Genomic DNA, 11,643 nt, shown 5'->3' with positions numbered 1-11,643 from the left:
AGTTTGTGCCGCTTAAATAAAGAGGTTTTGATAACCAAATTAAAGCAGCTCTAAAGAGTTTTGAGTTAAAAGTTAAACTTCAAGTTTTCATTCAGGACGAATGTACTGATTAACTAATTTTTTGGGGAAAATTAGTTAACCGATTATTATAACATATAATTAATTTGCAAGAGTTCTAATGTTTTTTGCGTGTCCGCCCACAGCAATTCTCATTTTAAGGTTTCATGACATAAAAAGCCTTATAACAAGAGGGTTGTACAATTCTTAACAATTTTAGTGATCGCTGAAACGGCGCAAAATCGTTCTGAATTTATTTTTGCTGGTCCGCCCAACTATTGATTATACGGAAAATTTCCGTATAACACTCCTGAAAGTAATGATATGGGTCAACTTTCGGCATATCACCCCATTTAGGCGCGATCGCCAGAACTTTTCCGTATATCACACCCAAAAGCGTGTTATCCAGATTAGCCTACTGCTAGTGGAGCAGTAGGGGCCACATCAGGGAACGCACCCCACTGCGATGGCGACCACACTAATTATATACTAGACGGATTTTTTCCATACAACACCCCAAATACAGATTTTCTGGCTCTTCGTTACTTTTTATGGTTCGATAGGGTGGCATAAATCGACTAAATCCTTATCTGGCAAGAGATTTAATTGATTAGTTCGCTCTAGATCAAAAACAATTGACAAAAATCGCCAAACGTTTTTCTCTATAAGGGTTCCGTCCCTTATAACCCCCGTACATTGCATAACACAAACCGAAGAACCCATTTTCGTCGTCGTGCCTAGAATTTTATTGTCTAGTACAGCATCGCTACCATAGCATGATCGATTTAACTTGACTAGGAATGGATAAAGGCAAATAATCAATTAATCGATCGAGATCAAGACTCAATGTCTGATAACTTGTTATTGGTGGGGTAGGGAATCACCTAAGTCACCCTGTTGAATTATTGATTGTCATTAAAAATGTTTAAGCGATCGCTTTTCTTGCCCCTGTTAATTTTATCCCTTAGTTGTACGCTGCTTTTTAGTGCTTGTCATCAACAAACAGCTAATAATCCCCCGGCAACGACCAATAATAATTCAGAAACTTTAAAACTTTTATATTGGCAAGCGCCGACGATTTTAAATCCCCATCTCTCCACGGGATTTAAAGACTCAGAAGCGAGTCGCATTACCTTAGAACCTTTGGCTAGTTTCAATGAAAAAGGGGAATTAGTTCCTTTTTTAGCGGCAGAAATTCCTACTATTGAAAATGGGGGAGTTGCCCAGGATGGTAAATCGGTGACATGGAAGCTAAAAAAAGATATTAAATGGTCAGATGGTACTCCTTTTACTGCCAAAGATGTCATCGCTACCTATAATTTTATTACCAATCCGAAAACTGGTTCTACTAGCGCTGGCAATTATGAAACAGTTAAAAGTGTGGAAGCGATCGATCCCCATAGGGTTAAAATAAATTTTAAGCAAGTTAATCCCGCTTGGTCATTAGTTTTTGTGGGAACAGAAGGGATGATTTTACCTGCTCATCTCTATGAAAAGTATAGCAATGAAACAGCACGCCAGGCCCCTGCTAATTTATTACCGGTGGGAACTGGACCCTATAAAGTGGTAGAATTTAAGCCGGGAGACACGGCAGTTTATGAACCAAATTCTTTCTTTCGAGAAGCAGATAAATTAGGTTTTCAAAGAATAGAATTAAAAGGAGGAGGTGATGCCACTTCTGCGGCACGAGCGGTTTTACAGACACAGGAGGCGGATTATGCCTATAATTTGCAAGTAGAGGCCAAGGTTTTAAGTGATTTAGAAAAAGCGGGTCAAGGTCAGTTAATATCTAGTTTCGGTTCTTTGATTGAACGAGTTTTATTTAATTTGAGTGATCCTAATCAAGCTACTCCTGAAGGTGAGAGGTCTAGTATTAAGTTTCCCCATCCTTTTTTGAGTGATGTGAAAGTAAGAGAAGCTTTATCTTTAGCCGTTGACAGAGATACTATTGCCACGCAACTTTATGGTATTACTGGGAAAACAACTCCTAATTTTATTGTGATGCCATCGGAATATAATTCCCCCAATACTAGCTATGAATTTAATCTAGAAAAGGCTAAGAAATTACTAGATGATGCGGGATGGAAAGATAGTAATGGTGATGGTACTAGGGATAAAAATGGGGTAGAAATGAAATTAGTTTTTCAAACCACTGTCAATCCTCTTCGTCAGAAAACCCAAGAAATTATCAAACAAAGTTTACAAGCGATCGGGGTAGGAGTAGAATTAAAAACTGTTGATGCCAGTATTTTCTTTTCTAGCGATCCTGCTAACGATGACACGGTAGAAAAGTTTTATGCTGACCTACAAATGTACACTACTGGTAATAATAGTCCCGATCCGAAAGCCTATTTTAAAACCTTTACCTGTAGCGAAATTCCCCAAAAAGCTGATGGTTGGGCCGGTGATAATTATGCTCGTTATTGTAATCCTGAATACGATAAATTATGGCAAGCTTTTAGTCAAGAATTAAACCCAGAAAAACGGCGAGAAATAGGGATTAAAATGAATGATATGTTAATTAATGATTTTGTGATTATTCCCCTAGTTCATCGTGCCGATGTGGTGGCAATTAGCAATAGTTTGTCAGGGTTTGAATTAACTCCCTGGGATAGAAATACTTGGAAGATCAAAGACTGGAAGCGTAGTAAATAAATGCTGAAATACTTTCTGAAAAGATTATTATTTTCGATTCCCACTCTTTTAGCTATTAGTATGGTGGTTTTTGGCATTTTGGCCCTAGCGCCGGGGGATACGATGGGGGAATTTGCAGCTAATCCCGCTATCACCGAAGCGGTGCGAGAAAATATTCGCAAAAGTCTCGGATTAGATCAACCGCTTCCCGTGCGTTATGTCAAGTGGTTGTTAGCATTTCTTCAAGGAGATATGGGCTATTCTTTCACCAGTCGCAGCCCGGTTTTTACCCTCATTTGGCAGCGTTTACCCACAACTCTCTGGATTGTCGGTATTGCCTATATTTTCGGGGTTTTAATCGCTTTTCCTTTGGGCGTAATTTCAGCAGTCAAGCGCTATTCTTGGTTAGACAAAATCATCTCTACTTTTTCGATGCTTGGCTTTTCTTTACCCACCTTTGTGACGGGATTATTATTAATTATTATCTTTAGTGTGCAGTTAAACTGGCTACCATCTTTTTATAACAGTACCCTAGAAATTAGCGATTTTAATAGTTTGATCGAGCAGGTTAAACAGTCAATTATGCCCGTAACTGTATTAAGCTTATATCAAGGGGCGATGTTGATGCGTTTCGTGCGTTCTTCCGTAACTGAAGAAATTCACCAAGAGTACGTTAAAACTGCCTTAGCGAAGGGATTAACTAATTTTTCTGTCCTCACTAAGCACATAGTTCGCAATGCTTTAATTCCCGTTGTCACCCTGATTGCTCTCGATATTCCCTCAATTTTTACCGGTGCTTTAGTCACAGAACAAGTGTTTCGTGTACCGGGTATCGGTGCTTTATTAATTGATTCTATTTCCCGCAGTGATACCCCCGTAGTGATGGCGATTACCTTTATCTATGGGATTTTAATTGTTATCTTTAACTTAATTGCCGATTTAACCTATAGTTGGCTCGATCCGCGAGTCAGATATTAACTATGAACATCATGCGATCCTTACACACGGGGATTTTAGTCACCGATCTAGAAAAAGCTGTTAACTTTTACGAAAATGTTCTAGGATTGACTAGAATCGATCGCTCTTTTCAATACGATGGGGTTTGGTATCAAGTGGGAAATTATCAAATTCATTTAATTGTCGATACCAATTATCAAAACTACCGTCCCAATCCCCAAAAATGGGGACGCAATCCTCATATTGCCTTCGCTATTGATGACGTGACAGCCATGGGTAACTATCTAGAAAGTCAAGGTTATACAATTCAAATGAGTGCCTCAGGTAGAAAGGCATTATTTGTCAGTGATCCGGATGGTAATATCCTAGAAATGAGCCAAATTTAGCCTGAAAAATTCCCCAATATGTTAGACCAATTACAGACTCAACTCTATCACCTTGAACAATACGCCGATCGCTTAGTGACTTCCCAACTAACTCACCTTAGTTTTGTCAGTATTGCCGTGATTTTTCTAGCCGGTTTACTTACCAGTCTTACCCCCTGTATGCTGTCGATGTTGCCGATTACCGTCGCTTATATCGGGGGTTACGAAAATCAAGGTCGTTTAGCGGCTTTTTGGCAGTCCACATGGTTTTCCCTGGGATTAGCTACCACCTTAGCGGGATTGGGACTAATTGCCGCTACTCTAGGAAAAGTCTATGGACAGGTGGGGATCGGTTTACCAATTATCGTCAGTGCGATCGCTATTTTGATGGGGTTAAACCTCTTGGAATTATTACCCCTGCGCTTCCCCTCCCTTGGCGCTACCGATTGGATTACCGGCGATTTTCCCCCGATTTTGCGGTCCTATCTTCTTGGTTTAACATTTGGTTTAATCGCCTCTCCTTGCAGTACACCTGTTCTAGCAACTCTATTGGCATGGGTGGCAAATACGGGAGATTTAAGCTTAGGAGGGGGATTATTGTTATCCTACACTGCCGGCTATGTTTTACCCCTAATTATCGTCGGTTCTTTTACTGCCTCGCTGAAAAGCTTTCTTTCCCTGCGTCAATGGTCCGGGTGGATTAATCCTGTCAGTGGGGTTTTATTAATCGGTTTTGGAGTTTTTTCTTTATTATCCCGTCTGCTGTGATGGTGGAGAGTTATGATAGATAATTGGCTAGAATTGCAAAACTTTTAACTATGACTATATCGGAAACTTCCTCAAATTTAAAGAATAGACCGCCTCAATGGGGACGGAAATTTATCCAGACTATTGCCGATCTACGATTGGCAATTATCCTCTTACTTTTAATCGCTATTTTTAGCATTTCTGGGACGGTAATAGAACAGGGTCAATCTCTATCTTTCTACCAAGCTAATTATCCTGAGAAACCCGCTTTATTTGGGTTTCTGACTTGGAAAGTTTTATTACTATTGGGATTAAATCATGTTTATAGCACTTGGTGGTATCTATCATTATTAATTCTCTTTGGTTCCAGTTTAACCGCTTGTACCTTCCGACGACAATTACCCGCTTTAAAAGCGGCAAGAAACTGGCAATTTTATCAACAATCTCGCCAATTTCAAAAACTAGCTTTAAGTGCTGAATTAGAAACTGGTTCCTTAGAATCTCTCACCCCTCTATTAGAAAAAAAAGGCTACAAAGTTTTTCTAGAAAATAACAGTCTTTATGCTCGTAAAGGTCTGATCGGTAAAATCGGTCCGATTATCGTTCATGCAGCCATGTTAATTATTTTAGCAGGAGCAATCTGGGGAGCGTTAACGGGGTTTTTCGCTCAAGAAATGGTAGCTAGTGGCGATAGTTTTCAGGTTAAAAATATTATTGAAGCTGGACCCTTATCTAAAAATTCTCTCCCTAAAGATTGGGGGATTAAAGTTAATCGTTTTTGGATTGATTATAGTCCTAAAGGTGATATAGAACAATTTTATTCTGATTTGTCGGTGATCGATAATCAAGGACAGGAGATTGATCGCAAAACTATTCAAGTTAACCAACCTTTGCACCATAAAGGGGTGACTTTTTATCAAACCAGTTGGGGGATTGCTGGGGTAAAAGTACAGGTGAATAATAGTCCGATCCTACAGCTACCGATGGCTAGTTTAGACACCAAAGGTAATGGACAAATCTGGGGAACTTGGATTCCGACTAAAACCGATCTTAGTGAGGGAGTTTCTCTTTTAACCAGAGATTTACAAGGTACGGTAATTGTCTATGATGCTAAGGGAGATTTAACCTCTGCTGTACGAGAAGGAATGACGATTCCTATCAATGGAGTTAATCTAAAAATAGTCGAATTAGTGGGAAGTACAGGTTTACAAATTAAGGCAGATCCGGGAGTACCTATCGTCTATTTAGGTTTTGCTTTATTGATGATGGGAGTGGTAATGAGTTACTTTTCCCATTCGCAAATTTGGGCTTTACAATCGGGTGATCGCTTTTATATTGGTGGTAAAACTAATCGCGCTCAAGTCAGTTTTGAACGGGAAATAATTGATACCATTGAAATGTTAAAGTTAAATTAGAATTGACGTTAATCTGGTGTCGTTTCCCGATCAGTAGGTAGGTGTTAAAAATTTTCTGATCCCCCCACCTATCGGCACCCCCCTTATCAAGGGGGGCAGGGGGGATCAGAGGCAAAATCTATCTTATATTTAATTAGAATCACTTACTCAAAAAGTTCTGTTTATCTATCTTTTGCCTTTTGCCTACCCTAACCAAGAACTTAATTTTGTTCAATCACTTATATGCCAGAATTGCCAGAAGTAGAAACGGTACGTCGCGGATTAAATCAAGTTACCCAGGGCAAAAAAATTATCGGTGGGGAAGTATTATTACAGCGTACCCTAGCCTACCCTAATTGTGAGGCAACTTTTCTGCAAGGAATTGCTCAGACTACGATTACCAATTGGCAGCGCCGAGGCAAATATCTCCTCGCCAATTTAGATAATGGTAGCAGTATCGGGGTTCATCTGCGTATGACCGGACAATTGCTCTGGGTAAAAGATACCACTCCCCTGCCGATTCATACGCGCTTACGCTTCTTTTTTGCCAATCAGCAAGAATTGCGCTTTGTCGATACCCGCACTTTCGGGAAAATTTGGTGGATTGCCGCCGATAAAACCCCAGAAAGCGTGATTACCGGTCTCAAAAAACTGGGACTGGAACCCTTCGATCGCAATTTTACCCCCGATTACCTCTATAGTCACTGTCAAAAAAGTCGTCGTCCGATTAAAACTTTTCTCCTCGATCAAAATGTGGTGGCAGGAATTGGTAATATCTACGCGGATGAAGTTCTTTTTAAAAGTGGTATCCATCCCCAAACTGCCGCTAATCTCTTAAAAATTGAGCAAATAGACTTATTGACAAAAAACATTATTTCTGTACTGGAAACAGCGATCGCTGAAGGCGGCACCAGTTTTAGCGATTTTCTCCACGTTACGGGAGTTAATGGCAATTATGGGGCGATGGCCTGGGTTTATGGTCGTACTGGCGAAAATTGTCGCCTTTGCGGTGCAACTATTGCCAGAATTAAATTAAGTGGACGCTCCTCTCATTTTTGTCCCCAATGTCAAGTCTCAACAGTAATCAGTAAACAGTTGTAAGCTGATAGCTAGATTGTCAGGTCACGGAAATCGATGCAAAGTTCACTGAAAAGGATTATCATCGGGGCGAGTTTTTTTCTCGCTACGGTAGTCGGAGCAACTATCGGTTATATGGCCTACGGTTGGAGTTTTCTCGATGCCGTTTATATGGTGATTATCACCATATTTGGGGTAGGTTTCGGGGAAGTTAAACCGATTAACACTCCCAGTCTGAGAGCTTTTACCATGTTAGTTATCGTCTGTGGGACCACCTCGGCCGTTTATGTGGTGGGAGGGTTTTTTCAGATGCTCACCGAGGGAGAAATTAACAAAGCTTTTAGCGATCGCCGGATGAATAAAGAGATGGAATGCTTAGAAAATCACGTCATAATCTGCGGTTTTGGGCGCATAGGACGCATTCTAACGACTAAATTGGCAAAAACAGCCCAATCTTTTATTATCGTCGATAATAACCCCGATCGCATTCGATTAGCTCAGGAAAAAGGTTACATAACTCTTAATGGTAACGCCACCGATGAAAGTATTCTCCAGAAAGCCGGTATCGATAAAGCGCGAGTTTTAGCGACGGTGTTGCCTGATGATGCCTTAAATGTCTTCATCACTTTAACCGCAAGAGAACTCAGTCCGCAACTATACATTATCGCCAGGGGAGAATATCCCAGCACCGAGAAAAAATTAAAACTAGCCGGGGCCGATCAAGTGGTTTTACCTGCTACCATTGGAGCGGAGAGAATGGCTCATTTAATCACCCATCCGGCCGCAATCGATTTTTTACAGGAAGATGAAGGTAGGCGCAATCTTAACGAATTATTAGCCGATATCGACCTGCAATTTGAAGAATACTCGATTTTAAGCGATTCGCCCTTTTTGGGACAACCTATCAGTCAGATGGAAGTGCGGGGACAGGGTGCTTTTATTATCGTTGCTGTGCGTCAATTTGATGGTCGTGTCATCGCCCATCCCGACAATTCCACCATTCTACAGCAAGGCGATACGGTGATTTTATTAGGTCATCGGGGCGATGTTCCCAATTTTGCCCGTCGTTATGCCTTGCGTCGAGAAATGCGCTATCGGGGGTCTTCTTGGTAGGATATTTAACCAGAACAAAGTTTAGCTTTTCTGGAATTAATTTCCCTGCGGATGGAGATATTACTAACTTACTAATTATCTCCAGAGACAGCTATGAAATTAACCTATCGCGGCATTCCTTACGACAAAAATCCCACTGCCCCCGTTGCTTCCAGTCCGATGATTTTAGGCTATCGTGGTGTTCCCTATTTAAAAAACCTTGGTGTCGTTCAAACTATTCAGAAACAGGTAGCCGTTACCTATCGCGGTCAAGCCTATCATATCATGCAATCTTTAGCTTCTTTGCCCACGGAAAAACCCTCTTTAAGTTTTTAACTTCTAGTTCATTTTTCAATCAATCTCTTTTAAATATTGTCAATTAATGATCACAGCAATTACCTTAAACGGTTTTTATCTTCCCTCTTGCCCCCTTGCTCAAAGGGGGATTTTTTTACTCGTTTTTGCCAACAACAAATAAGTACCTAAGCAAAATTAATTACAGATATTTTTACCTTCCGCAGTTCCGCAGTTCCAGTGTTCCCCTTTTCCAGATTCTGAATTTAATTTTGTCGAACTGCTGATAGTTATCAGTTTTTTGTAGAATAGGGAGATTGAGAAAACGAACATCTGCCCCTATGAGAAGATTCCCTTTGACTGGTCGCTATTCTGGTTTATGCGTCTTGCTCACTTTATTCTGGTTAAGCGGTCAATCTTTACCGGTGCGAGCAGAAAAAATCTATAATCCCGTCCCCCTCATCCTCAACAAAGAAATTAACGATACTCTCACCGACAAGGATATTCCCACGGGGGAGGGAGGGTTTGCTAGGGATTATACCGTAGATTTGGAAAAGGACGATCAGGTGGCCATCGATCTGAAATCAGAAAATTTTGATGGGGTGTTAATTCTTCTGGCCGACGATGGTTCCACTGTAGCGGAAAATGATGATGGTCCGGATGGTGGCACTAATGCCCTCCTGTTTGCCCGCATTACCGAGTCGGGTAAATATATTATTCGGGTGAGAGCTTTCGGAGAAACCGGTGGGGGAAAATTTACCCTGAAATTAACCCGTTTACGGGCTGTGGAGGGCAAAAATTAGCTAATTATTGTCAAAAAAACCAAGAATAGAGCCTCTGTCCACTCCACCACCGCACCGTAGGTATCGCCGGTGTGACCGCGAAGACGACGATATAACCAGTAACCAGTAAGCAGAGCGAGGGCGATTCCAGCACTAATGGCGATTATTCCCCACCTTAGACCGCCAAATAGGGCGATTAACCCCCAAATTACTCCCCCACAGTCCCAAGGCAGACAAAAAGCCACTTTATGAAAGGCTCCCTTGCCGGTGGGTTTGAGGTAGGGATAAAGAGCGATTGCCATTACTTGCCCCCAACGTCCCCAAATTGGTGCTAAAATTAGAGCTAAGGCTCGATTATCGCTTAAATCAGTCAAAGCGGCGATTTTGAGCAGCAAAACCATGGTCACGGCCATGACTCCAAAGGCCCCGGTAACACTATCGGCCATGACCGCTAAACGACGCGGGGGGTCGGTGACAGCTAAACCATCGGCCGTGTCACTAACTCCATCAAGGTGTAGTCCTCCGGTTAGATAAACCCAAACCCCCACAAGGACAACTGCACGAGTTAAGAGTGGCATTCCCAGACCAGCTAGAGTTATATCGAGCAAAACCAAAATTAAACCCAAAAATAAGCCCACTAGGGGAATCCATCGGGCAATTCTGCCAAAATCCGGCCAGGCAATCGGAACCGGAATAATCGTGTAAAAAGCGATCGCACCTAAAAATGAGCGAATTTCTTGACAAATGAAGTTAAATATGGTAATCAATCTCCCCAATTCGCTCCCAGTATGGCAGTCTTTCTCATAAAGATGAAGTATAACCTAATTTTGTATCGGCGACCCTGTGGGATTTTCAAAACATGAGAACGCCTATAATAATTCGACATAACACGGTTACTTGTAATTTTATTAGGAAAAGTTCTTGTGATCGCTCTATAGGAGAGTAATATGCGGAAAGATTCTTTAAAAATGTGTATTTAGTATGAGATACGGAAATTTTCCGTATAATTCATAGTTAGACTGCTAATTTCTTGGTGAAGATAGTTCTGGTTACTTTTGCATAAGTGCTATACTATAGTGAGGTTTTTACATGGTTTTTCTCATGAAAAATAAAGCCATTATCCTGCTGGGGGCTGTTGCCGCTCTTGGACTGGCTGCAACCTCAACTTTACTTCTGACACGTCCATCCGGAAATTCTCCAGATTCCGCCTCTGCTCAATTTTTTCCCAACGGCATGGGTATGATGCATCATATGCAGGTCAGTAGCGAGTTTAACTATCTTGCCCAAATGATTCCCCACCATCAGGAGGCAATCGATACCGCCCAAGTTATTCTGGCACGCACTAGTCGTCCTGAGATGAGGCAGTTTGCTCAAAATATTATTCAAGCGCAAAGTGCTGAAATTGCTCAGATGAAAAACTGGCTTAACCAGTGGTATTCCGGAAGGAATATTAGCGTCTCCTACGTTCCCATGATGCGCGATCTGAGCCAACTTCAGGGCGATGCCCTAGATCAAACTTTTTTACAAGATATGATTAAACATCATATGGGAGCCGTGATGATGTCGCAAATGCTCCTGAATCATAATCTGGTGAAGCATCAGCCTGTCCAGTCCTTGGCTGAGAACATTGCCACTAGCCAGCGCCGGGAAATTCAGCAGATGCAAACTTGGTTGATAGCTTGGTTTGGTGATCGCAATCCAATGGGTAGGATGCATCATTAGCTTGTATTGACATACCCCGCGTCCGTTTACGGCGTGGGGTATGTCAACCAACTCCCTCAAAACCAAGATTAAATGCAGTAGGATAGACGTAGGATAGATTTTCTAGATTGCCGTGAGTGAAAGGGTCTATATTGAAACCAGTGTTATTGGTTATCTAACAGCAAGATCGACCAAAAACTTGATTGTTGCGGGGAATATCGAAACAACACGAGACTGGTGGCAAAATCGCCGTAATTATTTTGTTCTCTATATTTCACAGGTTGTTTTGGATGAAGTAGCCATTTGAAGGAAACACTTCAGACGGTGCTACTTTAAGCGGACAAATTGAGAAAGTCAGAAAGGGTTGGGGGATTGAGAATGTGGTCTGAGTAAGCGATAGAGGAATTTTCACCAACTCGAAAATCAAGGAATTAGTAAAACCGATAGAAGGATTAGACTATATTACTGGTTTAACTAAGCCTCAAATTCGGAAACTGGCTGAGGTAGAAGTGATTCAATTAGGATTATTTGAGCAGGTAAACT

General features: G+C 41.4%; 11 protein-coding genes and 2 pseudogenes. 12 read left to right on the top strand and 1 reads right to left on the bottom strand.

The window, feature by feature from the left end:
- Positions 1-978: 978 nt before the first annotated feature.
- The 9 genes from IM485_RS16015 (at position 979) to IM485_RS15975 (ending at position 9,420) form a co-directional block, all read left to right on the top strand.
- Positions 979-2,712, top strand: coding sequence for a peptide ABC transporter substrate-binding protein (locus IM485_RS16015; protein WP_104396591.1), 1,734 nt, complete (start codon positions 979-981; stop codon positions 2,710-2,712).
- Positions 2,713-3,669 carry an ABC transporter permease gene (locus IM485_RS16010; RefSeq protein ID WP_104396592.1) on the top strand — a complete coding sequence of 319 codons (957 nt, stop codon included), beginning with the start codon at positions 2,713-2,715 and terminating at the stop codon, positions 3,667-3,669.
- 2 nt (positions 3,670-3,671) lie between these two features.
- A complete protein-coding gene (locus IM485_RS16005; protein WP_104396593.1) occupies positions 3,672-4,034 on the top strand; it encodes a VOC family protein in 363 nt (120 codons plus the stop codon).
- Between the two features lie 18 nt (positions 4,035-4,052).
- The gene (locus IM485_RS16000) at positions 4,053-4,781 is read left to right on the top strand and encodes a cytochrome c biogenesis protein CcdA (RefSeq protein ID WP_002736734.1); all 729 of its coding nucleotides are present in this window, start codon (positions 4,053-4,055) and stop codon (positions 4,779-4,781) included.
- A gap of 50 nt (positions 4,782-4,831) precedes the next feature.
- Positions 4,832-6,175, top strand: a complete 1,344-nt coding sequence (locus IM485_RS15995; protein WP_287744295.1) for a cytochrome c biogenesis protein — start codon at positions 4,832-4,834, stop codon at positions 6,173-6,175.
- 222 nt (positions 6,176-6,397) lie between these two features.
- Positions 6,398-7,255 (top strand): DNA-formamidopyrimidine glycosylase, encoded by an 858-nt coding sequence (locus IM485_RS15990; RefSeq protein WP_287744292.1) that lies wholly within the window; start codon positions 6,398-6,400, stop codon positions 7,253-7,255.
- 33 nt (positions 7,256-7,288) lie between these two features.
- Complete coding sequence (locus IM485_RS15985) at positions 7,289-8,344, top strand: potassium channel family protein (RefSeq protein ID WP_104396596.1); 1,056 nt, start codon at positions 7,289-7,291, stop codon at positions 8,342-8,344.
- Between the two features lie 93 nt (positions 8,345-8,437).
- Entirely contained in the window at positions 8,438-8,659 is a 222-nt protein-coding gene (locus tag IM485_RS15980; RefSeq protein WP_104396597.1) for a DUF4278 domain-containing protein, read from the top strand.
- Positions 8,660-8,958: 299 nt separating this feature from the next.
- Positions 8,959-9,420, top strand: a complete 462-nt coding sequence (locus IM485_RS15975) for a PPC domain-containing protein (RefSeq protein WP_104396598.1) — start codon at positions 8,959-8,961, stop codon at positions 9,418-9,420.
- On the opposite strand, the gene cobS is transcribed toward IM485_RS15975, so the two are convergent.
- Entirely contained in the window at positions 9,417-10,175 is a 759-nt protein-coding gene (gene cobS / locus IM485_RS15970) for an adenosylcobinamide-GDP ribazoletransferase (protein ID WP_104396599.1), read from the bottom strand. The genes IM485_RS15975 and cobS overlap by 4 nt on opposite strands.
- Before the next feature lie 313 nt (positions 10,176-10,488).
- On the opposite strand from cobS, the gene IM485_RS15965 reads away from it, so the two are divergent.
- The 3 genes and pseudogenes from IM485_RS15965 to IM485_RS22790 all read left to right on the top strand — a co-directional run.
- Entirely contained in the window at positions 10,489-11,121 is a 633-nt protein-coding gene (locus IM485_RS15965; RefSeq protein WP_104396600.1) for a DUF305 domain-containing protein, read from the top strand.
- A 112-nt stretch (positions 11,122-11,233) separates the two neighbouring features.
- Positions 11,234-11,401 (top strand): annotated as a pseudogene (locus IM485_RS15960) (type II toxin-antitoxin system VapC family toxin); the annotation flags it as partial.
- A 1-nt stretch (position 11,402) separates the two neighbouring features.
- Positions 11,403-11,643, top strand: a pseudogene (locus IM485_RS22790) (IS1634 family transposase); the annotation flags it as partial.

This window comes from Microcystis sp. M169S2 (genome assembly GCF_020245865.1).
In the GTDB taxonomy this organism is placed as follows: Bacteria; Cyanobacteriota; Cyanobacteriia; order Cyanobacteriales; family Microcystaceae; genus Microcystis; species Microcystis ichthyoblabe_A.
This window is presented reverse-complemented; position numbering and strand designations above follow the sequence as displayed.